21 protein-coding genes are annotated in these 22,775 nt (G+C 55.6%); 11 read left to right on the top strand and 10 right to left on the bottom strand.

The window, feature by feature from the left end; genetic code table 11:
- Window positions 1-139 precede the first annotated feature (139 nt).
- The gene (locus tag H6F59_RS05435; RefSeq protein ID WP_190697197.1) at window positions 140-2,347 is read left to right on the top strand and encodes an FdhF/YdeP family oxidoreductase; all 2,208 of its coding nucleotides are present in this window, start codon (window positions 140-142) and stop codon (window positions 2,345-2,347) included.
- Between the two features lie 44 nt (window positions 2,348-2,391).
- Entirely contained in the window at window positions 2,392-3,033 is a 642-nt protein-coding gene (locus tag H6F59_RS05430; RefSeq protein WP_190696154.1) for a Uma2 family endonuclease, read from the top strand.
- Window positions 3,034-3,036: 3 nt separating this feature from the next.
- On the opposite strand, the gene H6F59_RS05425 is transcribed toward H6F59_RS05430, so the two are convergent.
- From H6F59_RS05425 to H6F59_RS05410, 4 genes are all read right to left on the bottom strand, one after another.
- A complete protein-coding gene (locus tag H6F59_RS05425; RefSeq protein WP_190696152.1) occupies window positions 3,037-3,873 on the bottom strand; it encodes an SWIM zinc finger family protein in 837 nt (278 codons plus the stop codon).
- Window positions 3,874-3,901: 28 nt separating this feature from the next.
- Window positions 3,902-4,147, bottom strand: a complete 246-nt coding sequence (locus H6F59_RS05420) for a DUF4926 domain-containing protein (RefSeq protein WP_190696149.1) — start codon at window positions 4,145-4,147, stop codon at window positions 3,902-3,904.
- Between the two features lie 75 nt (window positions 4,148-4,222).
- Window positions 4,223-4,501: a DUF6883 domain-containing protein gene (locus H6F59_RS05415; RefSeq protein WP_190696146.1), complete on the bottom strand. Its 279-nt coding sequence runs from the start codon at window positions 4,499-4,501 to the stop codon at window positions 4,223-4,225.
- 71 nt (window positions 4,502-4,572) lie between these two features.
- The gene (locus H6F59_RS05410; RefSeq protein WP_190697194.1) at window positions 4,573-7,785 is read right to left on the bottom strand and encodes a DEAD/DEAH box helicase; all 3,213 of its coding nucleotides are present in this window, start codon (window positions 7,783-7,785) and stop codon (window positions 4,573-4,575) included.
- Between the two features lie 210 nt (window positions 7,786-7,995).
- Here H6F59_RS05410 and H6F59_RS05405 point away from each other — a divergent pair, with 210 nt between their 5' ends.
- The gene (locus H6F59_RS05405) at window positions 7,996-8,547 is read left to right on the top strand and encodes a superoxide dismutase family protein (protein WP_199325612.1); all 552 of its coding nucleotides are present in this window, start codon (window positions 7,996-7,998) and stop codon (window positions 8,545-8,547) included.
- A gap of 19 nt (window positions 8,548-8,566) precedes the next feature.
- Here H6F59_RS05405 and H6F59_RS05400 read toward each other — a convergent pair whose 3' ends face one another.
- A complete protein-coding gene (locus tag H6F59_RS05400) occupies window positions 8,567-8,716 on the bottom strand; it encodes a hypothetical protein (RefSeq protein ID WP_190696143.1) in 150 nt (49 codons plus the stop codon).
- Window positions 8,717-8,834: 118 nt separating this feature from the next.
- Between H6F59_RS05400 and H6F59_RS05395 the strand changes: the two genes are divergently transcribed.
- The gene (locus H6F59_RS05395) at window positions 8,835-10,358 is read left to right on the top strand and encodes a pentapeptide repeat-containing protein (protein WP_190696140.1); all 1,524 of its coding nucleotides are present in this window, start codon (window positions 8,835-8,837) and stop codon (window positions 10,356-10,358) included.
- Here H6F59_RS05395 and H6F59_RS05390 read toward each other — a convergent pair.
- The 3 genes from H6F59_RS05390 to H6F59_RS05380 all read right to left on the bottom strand — a co-directional run bounded on the left by H6F59_RS05390 (window position 10,355) and on the right by H6F59_RS05380 (window position 12,733).
- Window positions 10,355-11,014 carry a Uma2 family endonuclease gene (locus H6F59_RS05390; protein WP_190696137.1) on the bottom strand — a complete coding sequence of 220 codons (660 nt, stop codon included), beginning with the start codon at window positions 11,012-11,014 and terminating at the stop codon, window positions 10,355-10,357. The two genes, H6F59_RS05395 and H6F59_RS05390, sit on opposite strands and share 4 nt — an antisense overlap.
- A gap of 220 nt (window positions 11,015-11,234) precedes the next feature.
- Window positions 11,235-11,972, bottom strand: coding sequence for a TspO/MBR family protein (locus tag H6F59_RS05385; protein ID WP_190696133.1), 738 nt, complete (start codon window positions 11,970-11,972; stop codon window positions 11,235-11,237).
- 167 nt (window positions 11,973-12,139) lie between these two features.
- On the bottom strand, window positions 12,140-12,733 hold the full coding sequence (locus tag H6F59_RS05380) for a hypothetical protein (RefSeq protein WP_190696130.1): 594 nt from the start codon (window positions 12,731-12,733) through the stop codon (window positions 12,140-12,142).
- A gap of 188 nt (window positions 12,734-12,921) precedes the next feature.
- Between H6F59_RS05380 and H6F59_RS05375 the strand changes: the two genes are divergently transcribed.
- Both H6F59_RS05375 and H6F59_RS05370 read left to right on the top strand, forming a co-directional pair.
- Window positions 12,922-14,430, top strand: a complete 1,509-nt coding sequence (locus H6F59_RS05375) for an FAD-dependent oxidoreductase (protein ID WP_190696127.1) — start codon at window positions 12,922-12,924, stop codon at window positions 14,428-14,430.
- Between the two features lie 712 nt (window positions 14,431-15,142).
- Entirely contained in the window at window positions 15,143-15,358 is a 216-nt protein-coding gene (locus H6F59_RS05370) for a hypothetical protein (protein WP_190696125.1), read from the top strand.
- On the opposite strand, the gene H6F59_RS05365 is transcribed toward H6F59_RS05370, so the two are convergent.
- A complete protein-coding gene (locus H6F59_RS05365; RefSeq protein WP_190696122.1) occupies window positions 15,350-15,793 on the bottom strand; it encodes a hypothetical protein in 444 nt (147 codons plus the stop codon). The two genes, H6F59_RS05370 and H6F59_RS05365, sit on opposite strands and share 9 nt — an antisense overlap.
- 336 nt (window positions 15,794-16,129) lie before the next feature.
- Here H6F59_RS05365 and rsgA point away from each other — a divergent pair, with 336 nt between their 5' ends.
- The 4 genes from rsgA (at window position 16,130) to H6F59_RS05345 (ending at window position 20,041) form a co-directional block, all read left to right on the top strand.
- The gene (rsgA, locus tag H6F59_RS05360; protein WP_190696119.1) at window positions 16,130-17,194 is read left to right on the top strand and encodes a ribosome small subunit-dependent GTPase A; all 1,065 of its coding nucleotides are present in this window, start codon (window positions 16,130-16,132) and stop codon (window positions 17,192-17,194) included.
- A gap of 349 nt (window positions 17,195-17,543) precedes the next feature.
- Entirely contained in the window at window positions 17,544-19,100 is a 1,557-nt protein-coding gene (gntK, locus tag H6F59_RS05355) for a gluconokinase (RefSeq protein ID WP_190696115.1), read from the top strand.
- Window positions 19,101-19,105: 5 nt separating this feature from the next.
- A complete protein-coding gene (locus H6F59_RS05350) occupies window positions 19,106-19,414 on the top strand; it encodes an isochorismate lyase (RefSeq protein WP_190696112.1) in 309 nt (102 codons plus the stop codon).
- Between the two features lie 294 nt (window positions 19,415-19,708).
- Window positions 19,709-20,041, top strand: a complete 333-nt coding sequence (locus H6F59_RS05345; RefSeq protein ID WP_190696109.1) for a hypothetical protein — start codon at window positions 19,709-19,711, stop codon at window positions 20,039-20,041.
- A 9-nt stretch (window positions 20,042-20,050) separates the two neighbouring features.
- Here H6F59_RS05345 and H6F59_RS05340 read toward each other — a convergent pair whose 3' ends face one another.
- Window positions 20,051-21,409 carry a phospholipase D-like domain-containing protein gene (locus tag H6F59_RS05340; protein ID WP_313887119.1) on the bottom strand — a complete coding sequence of 453 codons (1,359 nt, stop codon included), beginning with the start codon at window positions 21,407-21,409 and terminating at the stop codon, window positions 20,051-20,053.
- A 262-nt stretch (window positions 21,410-21,671) separates the two neighbouring features.
- On the opposite strand from H6F59_RS05340, the gene H6F59_RS05335 reads away from it, so the two are divergent.
- On the top strand, window positions 21,672-22,706 hold the full coding sequence (locus H6F59_RS05335) for a M42 family metallopeptidase (protein ID WP_190696103.1): 1,035 nt from the start codon (window positions 21,672-21,674) through the stop codon (window positions 22,704-22,706).
- Window positions 22,707-22,775: the final 69 nt, after the last annotated feature.

The raw sequence follows: 22,775 nt of genomic DNA, 5'->3' as shown, positions 1-22,775 counted from the left end.
TATAGTGATAGAGGGCAGCTGTTGCGAGACTTTGACCATGACTCAACTTGACCAGACTGAGGATCAAGCTCCTTCAACTGCCGCCAGCGATCGCGATTTGCCCGAAAATCTGTCTGCTACTGAGCCAACGGCAGACCATATGCCCATCGGTGGCGGTCTACCGATCATTCAATATTGGGCACAAAAGACTCTCTCACCCCAGGGGCCACAGATTTGGCAAACCCTGTTTCACAAGAGCGCCTGCCTATCGTGCGCTTGGGGTACCGGGGGGCAAAACGGCGGCTTTATCAACGAGCTAGAAGAACCGCTTCAGCGCTGTATGAAAAGCGTGCAGGCCATTTCGTCCGAGCTGCAACCGGGCCTGGGCGATCATTTCTTTGCCCGCCACACTATTTCTGAGCTGCAAGCGCTCACCTCCCGCGAAGCCGATCGCCTCGGTCGTCTCAGCTTTCCAGTGATTCGGCGGGCCGGGTCTGACCACTACGAACCGATCGCTTGGGAAGAGATCTACCAGCTCACCACCGCTGGTTTTTCGCTGCCGCCAGAACGGGTGGCCTCCTACAGCTCGGGGCGATCGTCCAACGAGGCGGCCTTTTTGCTCCAGCTGATGGTGCGGGCGCTCGGCTCCAATAACCTGGCCGACTGTTCTGACCTGTGTCACGCCCCCTCGACCGTCAGTTTGAATAAGGTGTTTGGCACCGGCACTTCGCTGGTTAGCTTGGAGAGCTTGCGCCAAGCTGACTGCGTGGTGCTAGTAGGGTCAAACGCCCCTGCTAACCACCCCCGGCTGATGAATGAGCTGATCGAACTGCGCGATCGCGGCGGCAAAGTTCTCGTCATTAACCCGGTTAGAGAGGTGGGCTTGGCCAAGTTTGGCTCCCCGGCGCACCCGCTGCGCCTAGTGCAGGGCCAAGACATTGCATCAATGTTTTTGCAGCCGATACCCGGCAGCGACCTGGCCCTATTTGTGGGCATTCAAAAGGTGCTGCTAGAGCGGGGTTGGGTGCAGTTTGACTACCTCAAGGCTCACACCGAGAATTGGCAAGCGGTGATCGACCAGGTGGCCGCTGCTGATTGGGAGTCGATCATTGCCACTTGCGGCCTCACGCTGACGGAGATTATTGCCGCTGCGGAGATGATTCACAGCAGCCAGAACGTCGTCTTCGCCTGGGCGATGGGCATCACCCACCAGGCCAACAGCGTTGACAACATCTATAGCATCGCCAATACCGCCCTGATGACCGGCAACGTTGGCAAACCCGGCGCGGGCCTGATGCCCATTCGGGGCCACTCCAACGTGCAGGGCTTTGGCTCGATGGGGGTGACGGCCCACCTCAAAGACAGCATTCGCGAGGCGCTAGAGAAACTGCTGGGCAAATCGCTCAAACGCGAATCGGGCTACGACGCCCGTGCTCTGATCGAAGCTAGCGATCGCGGTGAAGTCGATACCCTGCTGTGCCTGGGGGGCAACCTCTACGCCGCCAACCCGGATCTCACCCAAGCCAAGCGCGCCTTGGGCAACATTGACACGATTATCTACCTCGCGACCAAGCCAAACCAGGGCCATTTCCACGGGTTGGCGCAACAAAACACGATCATCGTGCCCGTTTACGCCCGCTTTGAGAACCCCCACAAAACCACCGTCGAGTCGGGCAACAACTTTGTGCGGCTCAATAGCCCAGGCAAAACCCACCTTACTAAGGGCGACCTAGTGACGGAGATCGACTTTTTGGCGGAGCTGGCCCACCGCATTCATGGGGAAGATCCAATTCAGTGGCGGCGACTACACGACACCCGCTACGTGCGTCAGCTAATCGCCCAGGCTATTCCCGGCTACGAAAAAATTGGCGAGATCGATGACACCAGCGCTGAGTTCACCATTAGCGGTCGCATCTTTCTAGAACCCAAATTCCCCACGCCCTCGGGCAAGGCGGAGATGCAGCCAACGCCGCTGCCCGACCTGACGCTGCCTACGTTGCAAGACTTTGGCCTACCTAATACCCAACCTTCTGCTATGGTGCTGGCGCTAATTACCGGACGCAGCTACGGCCAGCACAACACCGTGGTTTACAAGGAAGCCGACGAGTATCGAGGTATGCCCCACCGCCACTGCATTTTGATGAATCCTTCAGATGCTGAGCGATCGGGCTTTGCGCAGCACCAGCGGGTCAGCGTGCGGGGGGATGCGGGGCAGCTCGACAACATTGAGATTATTTTTGGGGAGGTGCGATCGGGCGCGGCGCTGATGTTTTACCCCGAAGCCAATGTGTTGATGAAGGCGCGAATTGAGAAACGAGCGGGGACCCCAGCCTATAAACGCGTACCCGTAGCGGTGTTCTTGCACTGATCTTAAGATAGGCATACAGGAACGATTGGTCTAAAAGTTCTTCCATGACCGCAGTTTTAGTTCCGCCCCAGCGCCAGGTGGTCTTGCAGGGGGTAAGCTGGGCCACTTACCAGAGCTTAAGCCGCGATTTGGAGGCCGCCCCTAGTAAACGCCTCACCTACGACCAGGGAGCCTTAGAAATCATGGTGCCGTTGCCTCCCTACGAAAGCTACAAAAAGCTCATGGGTCGCATGGTGGAAGTCACCACTGAAGAAACCGAGACCGAAATTCGCAGCCTGGGCTCTACCACCTGGAGCCGAGAAGACCTGAGCAAAGGGCTGGAACCAGATCAGTGCTACTACATTCAGCATGAGCAGGCGGTTCGCGGCAAGGATGAGATCGATTTGACCGTTGACCCGCCGCCCGATTTGGCGATCGAGATCGATCACACTAGCAGTTTTCTAGATCGCATAGCGATTTATGCAGCCCTGGGCGTGCCAGAGGTCTGGCGATTTGACGGTGCAACGCTAACAATATTCGCTCTAATTAATGGCAGGTATTGCTCTCAAGCCGCATCAACCGTCTTACCACTCCTGCGGCAAGATACCCTGCTGCGGTTTTTGCAGACCAGCCAAACTATGGGAGAAACCAGTTGGGTTAAAGCTTTTCGCCAGTGGATTAGAGAACAACACCGCAAGATCAACTAACCACTACAGGCGGTCTTTGTTTTTGCTACGGACGCGATCGTAAAGGCTTTCCATCGCTTCTATAAATGAGTTGTCACGCGTCCAAAAGGCGGGGAAATCGCCCTGCTTCTTGACCAAAATTGCTGGCACCGTCGAGGTTGTGGCGGCCTCAATCGTCTGAGGTAGGCGCTTCTCTCCCTGCCAAAATTCCTTCAGGCTGGGGGACAACGCCTCGACAGTTTGGGGCTGGGTGTAGTAGTGCTCTACAGGGTCGGGCGATCGCTGCTGGGCCGAGAGTTCTGATGAGAGCGCTTGCCCTAGGGGAGACTTAGCTAGCTCTGCTTTCAGCGCTTCCCTGGGTAAGCCTCGCAGCTCAAAGAGCAGAAACGGATCGCGATCGAGTTCGGCGGCGATCAGGTAGTAGACCCCGGCGATGTGTTTGCAGGGGTTGCTGTAGTCGGGGCACGAGCACTGGGTCTTAAAGTCTTTGGCGCTGGCGGGCAGCAGGTTTAGTTCAAGGGTTTTGAAACTGTCTTCGATATTGTCGGGAATTTCATTCAGCAGCAGCCGGGAGATGAGGCTAGCTTTGGAGGCAATGAGGGCGATCGCATCCGCCCATTTGACTTTGCTGATCGGCGTAAAGTCGATCGTGGTTGTGTACGTTGGTTCTGTAGTTACTCCAAAGTAGGGGTTCACCGACCCACGCACCTTGGCAGTGACTAGCCCACCGTCGATCTCAAAGCTTTTAACCTTGCCGCCGCTGGCATAGGATCGCCCCCGCTGCAATCGGCCCGAGTCGGTCAAGCGCTCGATCGCATTGATAAAGTTCTTTCCCCACCAAGTGCGGCTAAAGTTTGCCATCGCTAGCTTCCAGTGCTGGTTTCACTGATTAAGCCGTAACCATTTCAACTTTGGTCTCTGGCGGTGCAGGTTCAAAGTGCAGCACCATTATTTGCTCTGGGAGCAGCCCTAAAGATTCGTAGGTACGTCCTTCTCGATCGCTGAACTCGACTTCAAAGGCAGTCCCATCGACCAAGGTCTCAACAACAGTGCCAACTTGCCCCCGCCAGAGGTTGTATTGAGGCAGGTCAACCGCCAAAGCTACAACATCTAAGAGCTTAGGAGAGCTATTCATGTTGCGGGTCACCTCCATAAACTAAAGGGAAAAGCAGGTCGTCAACTTGGGTTCCTCTGAACCAGGTTCGATGATCTAGCCACTCCGCAACGTTGCTCTTTTATTTTGCCACTCGATTTCAAAATCTAAGGTGTAGCGTTGCCCAAACTGGTCTTGTCTGCCCAATCGGGCTTCGTGGGTCTGCACGACTTCGAGCAGCACTTGCCGTAACGCTTCTGCGTCGTCAGCCGTCATGCCAAGAATGGATAGAAATAATCGGGCTTTGTGCTTGCCATCGTCGTGCTTAAGATTTAGGCAATATTCCCGCAACTTACGAATATCAACAATAGCTTGAGCCGCGTTGGGGATTTTCATAAACAGAATTCTAAGCTTCACTTGTCAAAGCAGGGATTTAACAAACGAAGCTCAGGTAAATCGCTACTTGGTCATTCCATGATGGCGTTTTTGTTGAGGGCGATCAGTTGTTTAAAGGCGTCGTTGTCTAGCTCTGTCAGCCACGATTCATCGGCTCCGACGATCGCACCCGCCAGCTTTTTCTTATCCTCAATCATCTGGTCAATGCGTTCTTCGAGCGTGCCCATGGCGACAAACTTGTGGACGAAAACATTTTTCTTTTGGCCAATGCGGAAGGCGCGATCGGTGGCCTGGTCTTCAACGGCGGGGTTCCACCAGCGATCGAAGTGGAAGACGTGGTTGGCCTGGGTGAGGGTGATGCCTACCCCCGCCGCCTTCAGCGACAGCACAAAGATGGCGGGCTCGGTGTCGGGGTCTTGAAATGCGGCGATCATCTGCTCGCGCTTTTTGCGGCTGGTGCCGCCGTGGATGTAGTAGGTGTTGTAGTGGCAGGTGTGGCGCAGGTGGTACTCTAGGGCGTCGCCAATCTCGCGAAACTGGCTGAAGATCAGGGCGCTTTCGCCTTCGGCTACGACTTCGTCGAGCATTTCCAGCAGGCGGCTGAGTTTGTGTGATCGCTCCGGTGCAAACTCACTGTTGTCTTGCAAGAACTGGCGGGGGTGGTTGCAGATCTGCTTCAGCTTAGTCAGGGTGGCGAGAATCAACCCCTGACGCTGGATGCCCTCGCTGGTTTCGATCTGTTCGGTGACGTCTTTGAGCACTGCTTCGTAGAGGGAAGCCTGCTCGGGGGTGAGGTTGCAAAACAGCTTTTGCTCGACCTTGTCGGGCAGATCTTTGATGATCGATTGGTCGGTTTTGAGGCGCCGCAGAATGAAGGGTTCCACCAGCTTTTTCAGTGTGGCGGAGCGGGCGGGGCTGTTTTCTTTTTGGATGGGCAGCTCGAACTGCTTGCGAAACTGGGTCTGGGTGCCCAAGTAGCCGGGGTTGAGGAAGTTGAAGATCGACCACAGATCCATCAGGCGGTTTTCGACCGGGGTGCCGGTGAGGGCCAAGCGGTGGTTGGCGTTGAGCTTGAGAATGGCTTTGGTCTGGGCAGTTTTGGGATTTTTGATGTTTTGGGCTTCGTCAAGCACGATGCGGTGCCAGGTGATGCCCTCTAGCAGCTTGGCATCCTTGCGGGTCAGGGTGAAGGAGGTGATCACCACGTCGTGGGCGCAGCAGAGGGCCTTAAAGGCTTTGGTGTCTTGGTTGCGTTCCCCGCCGTGGTGCACCACCGCCCGCAGGTGCGGCGCAAACTTTTGGATTTCGTGGTGCCAGTTACCGACGACGGAGGTGGGCGCAATCAGCAGTGTAGGAGGAATCGGTTGGGCCGTCTCTTCTCGCTCTTGAATTAAGCGGGCGATTACCTGCACGGTTTTGCCCAAACCCATGTCGTCGGCCAAGCAGCCATTCAGGCCCAGATTCTCTAAATAGTGCAACCAGGAAAGGCCGCGCTTTTGGTAGTCGCGCAGGTGGCCCTGGAACTGGGTGGGGTCGGGGGTAAGTGCGAGGCGGGTTTTGTCGCTGAGGTGGGTGAGCATGGTGGCTAGGGCGTCATCGCGATCGAACTCCACCTCCAGGCTGTCATCGGCCTCGCCGCTGGTCAGGCGCATGAAATCAAGCAGGCTCATCTCAGGGTTTTCGGCTGCCTGCTGCTGCCAAAACTCCAGCATTTGCTGCATTTTGTCTTGGTCTAGCTCAATCCACTGGCCGCGAAATTTGACCAGGGGCGACTTAGCATTGACGAGCTGCTGCCACTCTTGCTCAGTGACGGGCTGGTCGCCGATCGCTAGGTCGTACTGGTATTGCACTAGAGTGTCGTAGGAAAAGTAGCCCTTTGATTTGTCGCTACCGCCCGCCGATTTGCCTTTGACCCGCAGCCGCACCTTGGCCCGCTGGCGACCCTTGGGCGTCCACCAGGCGGGGACGATCACTTTGTAGCCGGCATCTTCTAGCACCCAGGCCGATTCTTTGAGGAAGGTGAAGGCGGTGTCTAAATTCATGTAGATGCCGACGGGCTTGTCGGTCTCTAGGCCATGCCACAGATCTGGGTAGATACGGGCGGCGTAGCCCAAGTTCATGAGTAAATGCTGCTCAAAGTCATTGCCGAGCTGGGCTTTCACCTCCTTTTTCTGCTTGGGAGGCATGCGCCAGTAGTCGTCGAGAGACACTCTAAGGGAGGGATCGTGCTTGGGGGCGATCTGAAACTGAAGCTGCCAGGGATCGTCTGATTTGACCGGGTCTTGCAGATGAAAGTAGAGATAGAAGGTCCGATCGGTTTGGGTGCGAACGATGCGATCGCGCCATCCCTGCCACTGCTGATATTGTTCTAATGCTGCCGCCGATGTTGTAGGACGCTGAAGATCAGCCTTTAAGCAATCCTGAATTAGCGTACCTTCTACAGTTTTAAGAAAGTTTTGGGGAAACGCTGTACCCCGCACCAGTTCGTTTAGCCAGCATTCTGAAAAGTGACGCAGCAGGGTTTCGCGATCGTAGAACGTCGGCGTTGGGGGCGGTTCCTCAAACCCAGCGACGCAGAGCAGGGGCATGTAGTCGATGTAGGTTTGGATGTGTTCGTGGTAGTGATCGCCAATAATTTCCCAGCCGGGGTAAATCTCAAACTTTGGCTCTGACTTAGCGGCCTGCTGTTTGGTTGTCGTCTTTGTTCCTGCTGCTTTGCGCTGGGTAGATGCCTCAGCACCAGCAGGCTGCCGATACTTCAAAGCTGGAATGTACTGATCGCGCAGAATGACTTGCTTAAACGCCTGGGTGTAGTGGTACCAAAACAGCAGATCGGCACCCATCTGCACCTCCGCCAGGTTGTAGACAGCGAGAAAGTGCAGATTGTTCAGCAGGCCAATGATGTCGGCGAGCACGGGTTGGTAGCAATCGATCTGCCAGTACTGCCAGTCAAAGCTGTCTGGGATGTCTACTTCTAAATAGCGGGATAGCTCTAGGGAGGGAAGAGGCTGACCATCCACTGTGGGCAGTAAAAAGGTGCGAGGAGCGATGAAGGACTCTGGGGGACGGCGATCGGGCGACTTCAGGCCTAGCTCATCAGTGAGCACTGCCGCTAAATCGGCCTCGGACAAATGTTGAGGATGGGTGTGGGGCGATTCTCCTTTAGAGAGACTTTGCCAACGCTGGCAGTTCTTAGCCTCGGTTTCTATCCACAGGTAAAAGCCCCCTGTCTGCACAAAGTCGGTAGCGGGCTGAGGTATCCAAGTGCCGTGGAGAATTTGCATCATTCCATCCGACAGTAGTGCGATCGGCCTAGGGGTTTGTCAGGCTTAATTTCTGAGGATCCACATAGGATGCATTGCTTTACGAGTGCCCCGTGCAGGGAGTGCTCTGACAGGCGTGGCAATGCTTACGTTTTACCACGGCAGCCTTAAAAGCGTAGGAGCCTGCCGTTACCCAGCAGTTCAATCCATTAAGATCTAACCGCAGATGCTATGGATAAACCTATGCTGGCCCTCCTCAATCGATTCAAGCTTATTTGTGTGACCCTGTGCTTGGGTGCCCTGACCCTGCTGGCTCGCCCCGCCTTTGCCGATGCGCTCGTTACCCAGGCTGACTTAATTGACAACAGCGGCAACACCATTGGCACGGTGCAAGTCGAGCAGGGGCACAAAGGAGTATTGGTGAATCTCAAGGCCAAAGATCTGCCCCCCGGCTACCACGGCATGCACTTTCACTCCGTGGGCGATTGCTCTGATTTAACCGCGTTTAAATCGGCAGGCGGCCATGTGAACCCCTTCAACCAGCCTCATGGGTTTCGCAACCTTGATGGCCCCCACGAAGGCAATTTGCCCAACCTGGTTGTTGCTGCCGATGGCACTGTTGAAGTTGAGCTTTACAGCGACATCGTTGCCCTAGACTCCGGGGCTGCCAAACTGCTGGATGACGACGGTACAGCGCTGATCATTCACACCGACAAAGATGACCACTATTCGCAACCCATTGGCGGTTCGGGCGGGCGCATTGCCTGTGCCGTGATCAAGTAACCTTAGCGCTGGTCGTAGGCTAATGCGGCCAATAATGTTGCAGCGATCGCGCTTCACCGTCAAAGGCCGCTGCTTCCTGCAGTTCTTCTACCAGCGTTGGCATCTTATTATAATTTGGCAGGGCCACGGGCTTCGAGTTGCGATCGCTCATAGCAATAGTCGCGGTCAATATTTTGCTTCCCGGTTGCCGCTATCTCCTCCAACAATTTCGCCAAAGGGCCAGCAAGGATAGGGAACCGATCGGCGAAACGCCTAGTCTAGGGTGAGAAGATGCAGGCTCAACGGCAATGGCAAATGAAAACCAAGTTACTTTGCTCAAGCAAGGGAGCGAGGTCTGGAATGCCTGGAGACAGCAAAATCCCAGAATTGAAATATCCCTCTGGTTCGACGACCTCAGCGGTGCCGACCTCAGCGGTGCCGACCTTAGCAACGCCTACTTCAGCAACACCAACCTCAGTAACACCAACCTCAGTAACGCCAACCTTAGCAACGCCAACCTTAGCAACGCTAATCTCGGCCATGCCAACCTTAGCAACGCCAACCTCAGCAACACTAGCCTCAGCAGTGCCGATCTCAATAACACCAATCTCAATGATGCCGCCCTCAGCTACGCCGCTCTCAACGAGGCCAATTTCAGCAACGCCATCCTGAGCAACGTCGACCTCAGCTACGCCGACCTCAGCCATGCCAACCTTAGCAAAGCTAGCCTCAGCAAAGCCTACTTAATTAACGCCAACCTCAGCCATGCCAACCTCAGCAACGCCGACCTCAGCAACGCCAATTTAAGCAATGCCGACCTCAGCAACGCCAACCTCAATGCATCTCAGATTCTTCACGCCAATCTCACCCAAACAAGACTCACAGGAGCCTGTATAGCCGACTGGCAGATTGGTAGCTCAACCGTCCTTGAGGATGTCAAATGCGATTACATTTTTCGCACCTATGACCAGCAAACTGGGCAATTCTCTAGTCGTCTTCCCATAGCCCCAGAGAGCACGTTTGCCTCAGGCGAATTTACTCAGCGATTTCAGATTATCGCCAGTGCGCTAGAAACCATCGACATCACTCTCACCGAGGGCATTGACTGGCAAGCCTTTTTCCAATCCTTCCAAGACTTGAGAACCAGTTGCCCCGACGAAGACATCTCCATTCAAGGTATGGAGAGCAAGGGAAGTGCCTTTGTTGTTCGATTAGAGGTTAGCGCTGAGGCCGACAGAGCGGCTATTGAAACAGAAATAAAGCAGCGCTATGCCTATCAACTCGCTGCCCTCGAAGCTCAGTATGAGCAAAAGCTCCGATTGCAAGGAGCCCACTTAGGAGACATCAGAGATTTTCTTAGCTTTGAGCGACAAGAACGAACTCGACTATCAAAGGTTGTAGAAACAATGGCTAATGAGCAAAAAGCTCCTAAGTATGACATGCGCGGCGCTCAGTTTGCGGGCGGGTTTGCCGAAACCATTCAAGTTCAAGGTAATAATGTCGGCGGAATCATCAACAACTATGGTCAAAACGCTGATGATGTTGTTCGTCTGCTAACATCTCTCCGTCAATTATCTGAAGCATTTCCAGAAGAACAAAAAGCAGATGTTCTAATGGAACTGGATGATCTAGAAAGTGACCTCAGCAAGCCAGAGAAGCAAGAACCAAAGCGCATTGGCAAACGGCTGCAGCGGTTGATGGCGGCAGGGACAGCAGCCGCCACTCTTGTCGGGGGAGCCGCTACATTTTCTGGTAACGTCAACGAGTTCACCGAAAACGTGTTTGAACTTGGCGAGAGAATTGGCCTGACCAGAGAGGTCATGCAGCCTTAGCTCTGTGCACTCTGCGATTGTTCTTTTACCCAGTTCCTTACGGCTCGTCGCAGTGCCAGCCGCCCTGCCGATCGCTGCGATTCAATCAGTTGAGGCAGGGCGCGAATATCCAGAGTGGGAAACACTTGGCTTTGTTCTGATGCCCCGTAGCGATCGCCTTCCAGCAGATGAATTGTCAGCACACCGCTGTCGTAGCACCAAATTTCCGGTATACCTAGGCGGGCATAGATCGGGAAGCGATCGAGGGATTTGCTGGTGAGATCGATTTCAAGGGCGAGATCGGGGGGTGGGTCGCGATCTAAATCAAAGTCCAGCTTGCCGCGCACCAGCGTCTCGTTTTGGAAGTAAAAGCAATTATCGGGTTCTATGCCGGCCTGCTTGGCCTTACGCCGCCAAGTTGCTGAGCCATAGCTTGCAAATTCTATAGTGAGTTCTTCGGCCATGTCTTTGACCGCGTCGCCAAGGGTCTCTTTAAAGTATTCATGCTCTGGCAGAGGGGCCATAATCTCTAAAAATCCATTGTCGTAGGCGATGCGGGTGCTGCGGTGGTTCCCTAGCTCGGCCAAAATGGCTTCAAACTCGGCCCAGCTCACGTCGCGTAGCACTAGGCTCTTGCCCAGAGGTACCTCAATTTGGCGTAGCTCAAGGGTGACCATAGGTGCTTCACCAAGGAAAGAGAACAGGATGCTCAGCATTGTTAGCAGCCATTACGGCTAGCCTAACCTATGTCAGCGGTGGCAAAGAGCTAGGGTAGCCGCACCATTGCGTAAGGTGCATTCGCGGCCCCTCAACCTTGGTCAACGGACCTCAACGTAATGTACCGCTTGTGTTGTCGAGGATCGAGTCCCCCGTGGTGCATCGCTGCGCGGATGCACCCTACGATTCGGCTGTGGATACTACTGGATAGAGGGGTTCCTGGCCATTCAAGCGCCAGAGGCTGATGCAAAGAGCGGTGGCGATCGCCAGCCACACCAACGACGGCAAAATAATCCACCCCGCCAGCGGTAGCGTTTGGTAATAGCTGATCGTGACCACCGCTGCCGAGAGCAACGGCCCCACAATCACCATCGGCACGGCGGCCCCTAGGCGCCCTTCGACCGTGAAAATTGTATTCCAGGTATCGCCTAGGCTGAGGTGAGCTACATAGAGAATGAGCGGCAGACACAGGAAAGTTTGCCCCATCGCCGACCACACTAAATAGGTCGAGACCACCCGCAGCACGGCAATACTCATCCACACGATGGGGAAAGCCAACGGCGGCGGTGCCCAACCTGGACGCTGGAGCGACTGGTAGCGCCCGCTGTTGCGAGTGTTGTCGAGCAGAGAAAAGAAGCGCGATCGCAGCGTCACCACGGCAAAAAATGCACAAGCAATTGCGCCCATCGCCCCCTGAGGTAGCGCTGCGGTGTCGAGGTAGCCCAGGGCAAAATCCATGGCCCACAGCAGCCCAGTCATTGCAGCTATCTGGGCGATCGTTGCCCCTAAATAGATTAGCGTAGCCGCTTTGTCCCACTGGGGATTGGCTAAATCAGGGCGGATGGTGGTATCGCGGGTAGCCTCGTTGACCCCCATCACAGTGTTAACGCCGCTTTTCACAAGGTTTTTACGGTTCATCGAGCTAAAAATGGTGGTTTAAGACAATAGATTGGCAATGCATGCCCGGCCTGACCTTGATCCTAAGCTGTTGAGGGAAAACCAGGCGAGTAATTGGTTGGCGGGGCGCACTCAATCCGCAACAAGAGTTATAGATGAACCTAGTTGAGGCACAGGCGGTATTTTCACTAAGAGGCCAGCAGTTCAAAGTGAAAGCCAGCCAATAGAAGCAATAGGCTAGCAATTTTTGTCGAGCGATCGAGGGAGGGGTGCTCTAAAACCCACGCCGCAGGCTTGATCAGGGTGGTATTAATGACCAATCCCAGTAGAGTCAGGCCGATAATTAATAAAACCGTCAATATTGGCGCGACGGAAATCAATAAACAGACATAAATAATCACAAATTCAATCAAGAAGACCCAGTGGAAAGAATATAGGTTGGCCGAAGCCATAATCAAGACCGTTAACAGGAAGCAAATTACGTGGTTTAGAAAATCGAGTTGAGAATTTTTGCGCTTTGTTTCAGTTCTTGTTGACCCGTCGGCAAACTCTTTCAGGATAGTTTGGCTAAAGATTACGGCATACCAATCAAAGCACTGTTTTAGGAACTGAATTAGGATGTTGGGCGCGATGGTACTTTGCAAAGAGGTGCCAAACCGGCGAATTTTTTCAGGACCAATGATGTCGGCAATAATGGTAGCCGCGCCCAAAAGCTGCATCAGTTTGCCGATGCGCTCCCACCAAAAGATGCTGATTCCCCAAAGGATAGTGTTGGTGGGCAAATCCTTAGAGAACCAGAGTGTCCAGGCTTCGATCAGGCTAACGTCGTTCACAGCGTTTTTCACAAGCCCCTTTAATTAGAAATTGTAAGGGGATTTGCTGGGTCGCAGTGCCCTTATCTACCGCCTTGGTCGATGCCTACCTCCGCTAAATGACGTAGGGTAAAAAAGGTCAATACGATGGGTGGGCCATGACAACGGAATATACCGGACAGAAAAAGGTAGTTGTCGTGGGAGCCGGCTGGGCTGGGCTGGGCTCGGCCTACCACCTGGCTCGCCAGGGTTACGCGGTTACGCTTCTAGAAGCCGGAGCCTACCCCGGTGGCCTGGTAGCGGGCTGGCAAACGCCCCAGGGCCGCGCCGTTGAGGCTGGCATTCACGGGTTTTGGTACCCCTACCGCAATATTTTTGCCCTTACCGACCAGCTGGGCATTCAGCCCTTTACCGAGTGGACGCGATCGTCTCAGTATTCACCCCAGGGGCTAGAGGTCGAGTCGCCACTGTTTCAGGAGCAGCCCTATCTGCCCACGCCGCTAGGCACCTTTCTATATACCGATTTCAAGCGCCTGCCGTTGATCGATCGCCTCTCGGCCCTGCCGCTGCTGCAAGCGCTAATCGACTTCGACAACTCTGACGAGGCTTGGCAAAAGTACGATCGCATCACCGCCCGCGAACTGTTTCGCCAGTACGGCGTGTCGGCCCGGCTCTACCACGAGTCGTTTGAGCCAATGCTGCTGGTGGGTCTGTTTGCCCCCGGCGAGCAGTGCTCGGCGGCGGCGGCATTGGGAATGCTCTATTACTTCATTCTGGCTCACCAGCCCGATTTTGACGTGCGCTGGTGCCGGGGCACGGTAGGGGCGCAGATCTTTCGGCCCTGGACGGAGGCGATCGAGCGGGCGGGCGGCAAGATTCTCGCCAATCACCGGGTGTCGGATGTGACGGTGGAGAACAACCGGGTGACGGCGGTGGTTTGCGGCGACGAAGTGTTTGAGGCCGATGCCGTAGTGTTTGCCGTCGGTATCAGCGGTCTCAAGAAAATTGTGGAGCAGTCGGCGGGGTTGCGCGATCGCCAAGAATTCCGCGACATTCGCAACCTGGGGGCGATCGACGTGCTGGCGGCGCGGCTGTGGCTCGATCGCAAAGTCAATATTCCCCTGCCCTCCAACGCCTGCTTTGGCTTTCACCCCACCACCGGCTGGACATTCTTTGACCTCAACGCCCTCCATGACGAGTATCGCGACGAACCGGGCACCGTGGTTGAGGCCGACTACTATCACGCCAACCAACTCCTGGCACTGGATGACGACCAGGTGCTCAGGCAGGTGCAGCAGGATCTTGCTGGGTGCATCCCCGCCTTTGGCGAGGCTAAGATTATCGACCACAGCGTGGTACGCATTCCCCAGGGGGTGACCCACTTTGCCCCCGGCAGCTATTGCTACCTGCTGCCCGTCACCACCAGCTTCGACAACCTATTCATGGCGGGCGATTGGATTGTGACGCGCCACGGCTCGTGGTCGCAGGAGAAGGCCTATGTAACGGGGCTAGAGGCGGCGAACCGCGTGATTGCGACTTTGGGGCAGGGGCAGCCCGCCACGATTTTGCCGGTGATTCCTGATGAGCCGCATATTCAGGCGCTGCGATCGGTTAATCATTTGGTGCGGCAGGGATTACAGAAATTGCCTCAGTTTTGGCTACCCTAGCGTTTGGCGAGCATTGGCCGCCCTTACAGCATCTCAAGGCCTAAATACCATTGTCACAGCGGCTTTTGAATGACGCTCCTGATACCGAGTTAGACGAAAATGATGCAGCACGTTTACAAAGCTTAGATGCACGCTGAATCGCGTTAATTCTGAAAAGTTCTTACGTTCGCCACTATTTTGACCGCAAATAGCGAATCCATCCAAATCAACTTACTAAGCGGCTAAATCGTTAACCCTGCGATGGTTATGCTGGCCTATACTATCGAATCCTAAAGAAACAGGGGTTTGAAGCTGTCCTTTCATAGACAGATCGATCGCCTGCCACCACAGCAAGCTCCAGCATTCTTTGCAAAAATTGTTCTGAACTGTAGTAATTTGGCCGCATTTGCATCGGGAACGTATTGACTTGGCCATATCTATTATCCTCAGCATTGCATCAACTTGTTCTTTCAATTTTTGACATAATCAGCCTTCATTCTGCAGGCTCTATAGGGGTAGTTACAGTCTCTCAAAGGGTAAGTTTGTCATCGCTTTCAACTACTCCTAGAGAACGGTATGAGACTAGAACGGTGTTTTGTGCAGCTGAGAGTTAACAGACAGCATGGTTGTTAGATGAGAGTAAATTACCTCGCGATACGACTTGATTAGGAGAGTTACTGATAGTGAGGTTAGAGGTTATCCAAGACACCCATCAATAACCTGCTCATAGCGGATGATTGAATCGTCCCCATCACGACCTTTGGCCGCAGGAGAAGGCCTACTGACGGGGCTAGAGGCGGCGAACCAGGTGATTGCAAAGCCGGGTCAAGGGCAGCCTGCGGAGATCTTGCCCGTGATTCTCGATGAGCCGCATATTCAGGCGCTGCGATCGGTCAATCGCTTCGTGCGGCAGGGGTTGCAGGGGTTGCCCCAGTTTTGGCTACCGTAGCGATGAAATGGGCACGGGAACCAGTTGCCCTTCCCACTGCCGCCATTGATAGTGCCGAAGAACTTTCTTGCGTCGCCGCTGCTTAGGTGGCCCGGTCAAGATGGCTAGACTGTAGGCCACCAGATAAACTCCAGCCCAAATGCTGTAGGCGTGGATAGAAACACTCAGGGCAGGACCGTCGTAGTAGCGCAGGAGCGTAGCAGACAGGTCAGCGAAGTAAATGCCAAAGATGGCCCAGCGAACGAGCGGAAAGCACTTTCTAGCTAAGGGATATCGCGCCGCGCCGGTAAACAAGACCGGGTATTGCAGATACATCAATAAGAAGAACCCCATGGCAAACAGAATACCGATCGCCGCCAAAAGCGTGTAGTTTTCTACTAGAGAATCTAGTGTTATGCCAAGCGCTAACAAGATAGCCGCAGTAACATTGATCATCACTATCCCTTCAACAGTCGCTAGTTTGCTATAGAAAGTTCTCTGGGCGCTAGTGTTCCCTGAACGCGCAAGAGTCTTAGCGAGCTTGCCAATATTTATAGATTTGCTGCAAAGCTGACCGAGTTGCCGCGATCGCGGCGATCGGAGCTGTAGGCTTGAATGTGGGCAGCCCTAGTCGTGGGCAAGCCCCATAAGTGATTGACAAGGAGATGACCTATGGCTGAGTCGGTCTTGTGTGGCAACCAACATTTTTCCCGGCAAGGCTAGGCGGCACCTAAATATTGGGCTGACCGCGTGAAGCCTTGCCCCACGTAGGCTTCATTTGAGGAAAAACCCTTGAACTTAACTGAATTAGGCGGGTGGAGCACCACCTGCGATCGCGCCTTTGCCCCTTGGGCAGAGGCCGGTTTTGAAGCGGGCCGAGTGGCACTGGAGCATCGCGGTGCCTACCGGCTTTTAACCCCAGCCGGAGAACTATCAGCAGAAATCGCTGGGCAATTTCGTCACCAGGCAGCAGACAGCCAAGCCTTCCCGGCGGTAGGCGATTGGGTTGTCATACAGCGGCAGGATGAGGGCACCCATGCCGTCATTCATGCGGTGCTGCCGCGCCAGAGCGAGTTTGTGCGCAAGGCAGCGGGCGGCAAAACCGAAGGCCAGGTGGTGGCCACCAACGTCGACACTGTGTTTTTGGTGACTGGTCTCGATGGCGACTTCAACCTGCGCCGCCTTGAGCGTTACCTGGTGGCCGCATGGGAGAGCAGGGCCACACCCGTTGTGGTGCTGAATAAAGCGGACACCTGCGACAATCTGGCGGACTGTCTCGACCAGGTCGCATCCGTTGCCATTGGCGTACCGGTTCACGCCGTTAGTGCCGCTACGGAAGTTGGGTTAGAACAGCTCGTCCCTTACCTGGGGGCAGGGCAAACCGTGGCGCTGATTGGCTCCTCGGGGGTGGGTAAGTCTACGCTGACCAACCATTTTTTGGGCAGTCAGCAACAGACCACTCAAAGTGTGCGCGAGGATGACAGTCGCGGACGGCACACCACCACCGGGCGGCACCTGCTGCCCCTGCCCTCGGGGGCACTGCTGATCGACACGCCGGGCATGCGCGAGCTACAGCTCTGGACGACTAGCGAGGGGCTGGAGGCGACCTTTGCCGATATCGAGGCCTTCGCTGAAGACTGTCGATTTAGGGACTGTCGGCACCAGGGCGAACCCGGTTGTGCGGTGGAAGCGGCGATCGCAGCAGGCGATCTAAGCGGCGATCGCCTGCACAGCTACCACAAGCTCCAGCGCGAGCAGCAGTGGCTCGACCAGCGACACGATGCCCGCGCTGCTCTCAACAGCAAACGGCGGTGGAAGACGATTCACAAGGCGATGCGCGATCACTACAAAGAGTAGCGATCGTCGACTAACCGGCTAGGCTCGGTCCCATGCCCAAAGGGTATGGGACCGGGTTGTATGGCCTCAGTAGGTCGAAAACAATCCCTTCTGACGGGATCTAGCCCGCCCTTCGGAAAGCAAGCTACACCCTCAATCCCTCTCCCAAGCTGGGAGAGGAACTTTAAAGGCTTTTCCGGCTCCCCTCTCCTCCCTGGGAGAGGGGCTGGGGGAGAGGGCTAGCATGGACTTTGCGATCTATTGAGCCTGCGACATGATTTGACGCAGCGTTGATTTTGTCGTCGGTGCCGCTGGGGTATAGCCTGATTAAGCGCACCGAGCGATCGCTGCTACATCAGGCCATTACTCTATGACCAATCAGAACTACATCATTGGGGTCGATATTGGCACCACCAGTACCAAGTCGGTGCTGTTTACCGAAGCGGGGCAGGTGGTGGGCAAAGCTCTGGTGACCTATCCCCTCTATACCCCCAACATAGCCACCGCCGAACAAGACCCCGAAGAAATTTTCGCCGCCGTGGTCAAAACCGTGCGAGGGCTGGTCGATACCCACGCCCTTGACCCAGCGCAGGTGTTGGGGCTGTGTTTTAGCTCGGCGATGCACAGCCTGATCTTGGTTGACGCCAACGACCAGCCTCTCACCCGCAGCATCACCTGGGCCGACAACCGCAGCGCTGGCTGGGAAAAGCGCATCAAGACCGAGATGAATGGCCACGCCGTCTATCGGCGCACGGGCATGCCCCTCCACCCAATGTCGCCCCTGGTCAAACTCACCTGGCTGCGCCACGAGCAGCCCGAACTCTTTCAGCAGGCGGCGCGGTTTATTTCGATTAAAGAATTTGTGTTTTATCGGCTGCTGGGTCGCTACGTGGTCGACCACTCCATTGCCACGGCCATGGGTCTGCTGAATTTAGAAACGCTGGATTGGGATGCAGAGGCGTTGGCGATCGCCGGAGTTGTCCCCTCATCCCTATCCGAACTCGTGCCCACCACCGCCGTGCTCACCGGGCTAAAACCCGTCATGGCCGGGTCTATGGGCCTGCGAGTTGAGACCCCGCTAATCGCTGGGGCTAGCGACGGCGTGCTGTCAAATCTGGGAGTGGGGGCAGTGACCCCGGGTCGAGTGGCCGTGACCGTAGGTACTAGTGGTGCCGTGCGAGCTGTGGTCAATCGCCCCATCACTGATCCACGAGAGCGCCTGTTTTGCTACCCCCTCACCGAGCACCACTGGGTGATTGGTGGCGCGGTGAATAACGGCGGCATTGCCCTGCGCTGGGTGCGCGACCAGCTGGCCGATGCCGAGGTGGCCACTGCCAAACGCCTGGGCCAAGACGTTTATAGCCTGTTGATGACCATGGCAGAGACTGTGCCTCCCGGTTCAGAGGGGCTGCTGTTTCACCCCTACCTAATGGGCGAGCGATCGCCCCTATGGAATGCCAACGCGCGGGCCTCGTTCTTTGGCCTCAGCGTCAAACACACCAAATCACACCTGGTGCGATCGGTGCTAGAGGGCATTGTCTACAACCTCTACCTAGTGCTCAAGGCGCTAGAAGATTTTGCTGGCCCAGCTACCCTGATTCAAGCGACGGGGGGCTTTGCCGAAGCAGCCCTGTGGCGGCAGATGATGGCTGACATCTTTGACCGCGAGGTGACAATCCCTGAGCATTACGAAAGCTCATGTCTGGGGGCCGCCGTGCTGGGCCTCTATGCCTTGGGTCGAGTGCCGTCGCTAGATGCAGTGACGACGATGATTGGGGAAACTTACCGCCATCTGCCAATCCCTGCAAATGTGACGGTTTACCAAAAGGTATTGCCGGTGTTTGAGCACCTAACCGGGGTGTTTGAGCGGGAGTATGATGCGATCGCCGCCCTGCAAGCCGAGCTCAGCAACATCGCTTTACCCTGAACCCCATGCCTACCCCCGACCAGTGCCAAAACATGGCCGACATTCGCGCCGAGATTGATCGGCTCGATCGCCAGGTGATTGCCCTCCTGGGCCAGCGCTTTGCCTACGTCAAAGCGGCGTCTCAGTTCAAAACCAGCGAGACTGCGGTCAAAGCCCCCGATCGCTTTCAGGCCATGCTTCAGCAGCGCCGGGTGTGGGCCGAGGAAGAAGGGCTGAATGGTGATGCGATCGAAGCCCTCTATCGCGACCTAGTCAACCACTTCATCGCCGAAGAAATGAAGCACTGGCAACAGTCTCAGACTGAACAAGCCTAAGCCAAACCCCTGCACCCACCCACTTCTAGAGAATGCAAACCCTGATTCAGTCTGTCTTCGCATCTCAAAATGCCATCTCCTGGACAGTCCTGAGGATGCTTTTCTGAGGAAGAGTGCCTGTCAGGTCACCGAAGACGTTTTTAGGATACGAGCCGCTGAGGTGAGCGGATTCAACTTTTAGGCCGTGGTTTTGAAGAATCAACTGAACTGTAAAAACCTGCTCCCTCGAACCTGCCTTTAAGAAACATAGGCCTAAATACATAGTTTGATGGGATTGACTTAGCGGGTTTTCCCATGAGCACAGCGTATTATCCCTGGAACGTACAGGTACTAGTCGAATGGCTCAGGCTCGAGCTGCGCCACCACGGTAGTTCTCGCGATTTGTCAACGGCATTGCAGGTGCCTTCTCATACCTTAAGCCACTGGTTGCAGTCATCTTTGCCCACCGTTACTCTGCAAGACATTCGCTGCATTGCCCAATATCGCGGCTGGAGCGTGCGCCAAACCCTACGCTGGCTAGAACTTCAGCCAGCCCACGTCGATGCCTTGATCGTTGAAGACCCGCTAAGCTACCGGGTTAGCTGGAGCGATGCCATGGCGCTTTGGTTCGGTCCTCCGGCGGCCTAGGGGCAAAGGCTACAACCCACATTTTTCCTGTTGACGGGCGATTGCTCCCTGCAACTGCGGCGTCATGCCCAGTTCTGCCCCGTCGTACAGCCGCTGAAACTCGCGTTCAAAGTGGGCCGCCACCGTGGCATTGCGAATCACCAGCAGGTTTTCGTCATTGGTGGTGTTGGCGGCCTGACTCCAGTTTTGAGAGCCAATCAGCACTACGCTCTGGTCAAGCACCGCAAACTTGTGGTGCAGCTTATCGCCAGGCGGCAAGGCCGGCACCCCAACGGTAGTAATTGGATTCGCCCAGGGTACGCTGTTGTCGCGCTTGCAGTTGTGGTCGGGGATAGTGATCCCCAGCATGTCGAGCCCTTCGCTATAGCTGCGGTAGGCAAAGCCAGGATCAATCAAAGTTTTGATGGGCACTCCTCGATTGGCCACCGGCAACAGCTGGTCGCTAATCGCCTGCTCAGAAAAGACAAACAGGGCTAGGTGAATGCTCTGGGTGGCCTGGCCCAGGGTTTTGGCAATCAGCCCGTTGACGCTCTGGGCCCAGGGCCGAGTTTTTGAGGTGGGCGAAAACTGCACTTCCAGCGCCGAACCGGGAGGCGAAACTAGGGCCGAAGGCCGGTGAGGTTTTTGTAGCCCAAACAGACTATTGGGTTGCCCACCGGGGCCATCGCCCCACAGCCAGTTAAACTCTTGCTGAAACCGCTGGGCCAGGGGCTGACTATCGATCACGAGAATGCTGTTGGCGTTTCCCCGACTATCTGGATCCGAAAAGTCTCCATGGGTGCAGCTCAAGGTCCAGTTGGCGGATCCAGTGACAACGGTACGACCATCGATCGCCATAAATTTGTGGTGCATCAGGCCGCTGCCCTTACTGCCGTCGGCTGTGTCGTCAATGAGGGGAATGTTGGCCTGGGCGAGAATGGTGAGCACGTCGCGATCGCGCAACTCATCATCACTCAGCACCCCATCCTGGTCAGCATCAATGAAGGCATACAGATCGTTGACCTTGTCCTGGAAATGCTCGTCTAGCTCGGCCAGCCCTCCAGAATTTCGCTTGGCTACCGGCGTGCTGTAGGTGTTCTCGACCACCACCCTCACCTCTACCCCTGCGGCCTTGCGATCGGCCAGAGCGCGGGCGATCCCCGGCAGCGAGAACTCATGGACCGCCACATCAATGGAGGTTTGGGCAGTGGCGATCGCATCCACCACCACCTGCTCTAAATCATCCCCATGGCGAGTGATCTGGCGGTAGGGGTCGGTATAGGTCGCCGCCTGGTTGTGGTTAAAATACGCTCGAATGTATGGATCCTGCGGCAGCGGAGCGAGGGTGGGAAGCGTAGCCTCGCTGCGAAACTGGCTACTGATCCCCACAAACAGCAGGAACCCAATCCCAATGCCGATCCCCCAACGCACCCAAGGAGATCTAGGCCAGAGAGGCTGACGTGATTGATGCACAAGTTTAAAGCAAATAATTCTGCTTTTAGAGAGCCCAAGGGAAAGAGTTGACTAACGAGAAGAGATAGGGGTGATGAGGAAGATGGGGTGATAAGGAAGTAGCTAGAATCAAAACCCCTATCAAAAATGGGTTTCACCTGCTTTATCTTCCTCACATCCCATATCTTCCCCGCCCCCCATGTCCTACGACGCTCTGTTTACAAAGATTTCCGACCTAGTCATGTGCCATTCGCCCAGTGGTGCGGAGGACGAAATCAATCAACATTTGATGGCTGACTTGGCCAACTTGGGGGTAGAGCACTGGCGCGATGAGGCCGACAACGTCATTGCAAAAATTCCAGGGCGCGATGACAGCCGGGCCATTGCGATCACCGCCCACAAAGATGAGATCGGCACCTTGGTCAAAAGCATCTACGCCGACGGGCGAGTGTCGGTGCGCAAGCTGGGCGGCTCGTTTCCCTGGGTCTACGGTGAGGGCGTGATGGATCTGCTGGGGGATCAGCACACCATCAGCGGTGTTTTGAGCTTTGGCTCGCGCCACGTCTCCCACGAGTCGCCCCAGAAAGCCCAGCAAGAGAGCCAGCCGGTCACCTGGGAGACCGCCTGGGTAGAGACCAAGCGATCGCCCCAAGAGCTCGCTGCCGCCGGCATTCGCCCCGGCACCCGAGTGGTGGTGGGCAAGCACCGCAAACAGCCCTTTCGCCTGGGCGACCATATCGCCAGCTACACCCTCGACAACAAAGCCTCACTGGCGATTTTGCTGATGCTGGCCGAGCGGCTGCAGCAACCGCCCGTGACCGTCTACCTGGTCGCGTCTGCCAAAGAAGAAGTGGGGGCGGTAGGCGCTCTGTACTTCTCCCAACGCCATCGACTAGAGGCTCTAATCGCTCTAGAAATTTGCCCTTTAGCGGCTGAATATTCTATTCAGCCAGGCGAGGTGCCGGTGTTGCTGAGTCAAGACGGCTACGGCCTCTACGACGAAGGCCTAAATGCAGAGCTGAGCCGGGCTGCAACCGCCCACGACCTACCCATTCAAATGGCGGTGATTAGCGGCTTTGGCAGCGACGGCTCGATCGCCATGAAGTTTGGCCACGTGTCGCGGGCCGCCTGCCTGAGCTTCCCAACCCACAACACCCACGGCTATGAGATCGCTCATTTAGGGGCGATCGCCCACTGCGCCGCCATTCTAGAGCACTACTGTAACGACCTGTGACAGCCACCCGGTTAGCGATGAACCTTTTCTAGAATGAAATCAATTCCAGTCAGCCCACCCATCCAACCC

The organism is Nodosilinea sp. FACHB-141 (assembly GCF_014696135.1).
In the GTDB taxonomy this organism is placed as follows: Bacteria; Cyanobacteriota; Cyanobacteriia; order Phormidesmidales; family Phormidesmidaceae; genus Nodosilinea.
This window is presented reverse-complemented; position numbering and strand designations above follow the sequence as displayed.

What these genes read in the sequence shown, in the direction of transcription:
- H6F59_RS05365 (WP_190696122.1), bottom strand. Translation starts at nt 15,793, where the DNA reads ATGATCAATGTTACTGCGGCTATCTTGTTAGCGCTTGGCATAACACTA.
- H6F59_RS05335 (WP_190696103.1), top strand. Translation starts at nt 21,672, where the DNA reads ATGTCCTACGACGCTCTGTTTACAAAGATTTCCGACCTAGTCATGTGC.
- H6F59_RS05420 (WP_190696149.1), bottom strand. Translation starts at nt 4,147, where the DNA reads ATGAATAGCTCTCCTAAGCTCTTAGATGTTGTAGCTTTGGCGGTTGAC.
- H6F59_RS05375 (WP_190696127.1), top strand. Translation starts at nt 12,922, where the DNA reads ATGACAACGGAATATACCGGACAGAAAAAGGTAGTTGTCGTGGGAGCC.
- H6F59_RS05415 (WP_190696146.1), bottom strand. Translation starts at nt 4,501, where the DNA reads ATGAAAATCCCCAACGCGGCTCAAGCTATTGTTGATATTCGTAAGTTG.
- H6F59_RS05350 (WP_190696112.1), top strand. Translation starts at nt 19,106, where the DNA reads ATGCCTACCCCCGACCAGTGCCAAAACATGGCCGACATTCGCGCCGAG.
- H6F59_RS05385 (WP_190696133.1), bottom strand. Translation starts at nt 11,972, where the DNA reads ATGAACCGTAAAAACCTTGTGAAAAGCGGCGTTAACACTGTGATGGGG.
- H6F59_RS05405 (WP_199325612.1), top strand. Translation starts at nt 7,996, where the DNA reads ATGGATAAACCTATGCTGGCCCTCCTCAATCGATTCAAGCTTATTTGT.
- H6F59_RS05345 (WP_190696109.1), top strand. Translation starts at nt 19,709, where the DNA reads ATGAGCACAGCGTATTATCCCTGGAACGTACAGGTACTAGTCGAATGG.
- H6F59_RS05395 (WP_190696140.1), top strand. Translation starts at nt 8,835, where the DNA reads ATGGCAAATGAAAACCAAGTTACTTTGCTCAAGCAAGGGAGCGAGGTC.
- H6F59_RS05370 (WP_190696125.1), top strand. Translation starts at nt 15,143, where the DNA reads ATGATTGAATCGTCCCCATCACGACCTTTGGCCGCAGGAGAAGGCCTA.
- H6F59_RS05435 (WP_190697197.1), top strand. Translation starts at nt 140, where the DNA reads ATGCCCATCGGTGGCGGTCTACCGATCATTCAATATTGGGCACAAAAG.
- gntK (WP_190696115.1), top strand. Translation starts at nt 17,544, where the DNA reads ATGACCAATCAGAACTACATCATTGGGGTCGATATTGGCACCACCAGT.
- H6F59_RS05425 (WP_190696152.1), bottom strand. Translation starts at nt 3,873, where the DNA reads ATGGCAAACTTTAGCCGCACTTGGTGGGGAAAGAACTTTATCAATGCG.
- H6F59_RS05390 (WP_190696137.1), bottom strand. Translation starts at nt 11,014, where the DNA reads ATGGTCACCCTTGAGCTACGCCAAATTGAGGTACCTCTGGGCAAGAGC.
- H6F59_RS05430 (WP_190696154.1), top strand. Translation starts at nt 2,392, where the DNA reads ATGACCGCAGTTTTAGTTCCGCCCCAGCGCCAGGTGGTCTTGCAGGGG.
- H6F59_RS05410 (WP_190697194.1), bottom strand. Translation starts at nt 7,785, where the DNA reads ATGCAAATTCTCCACGGCACTTGGATACCTCAGCCCGCTACCGACTTT.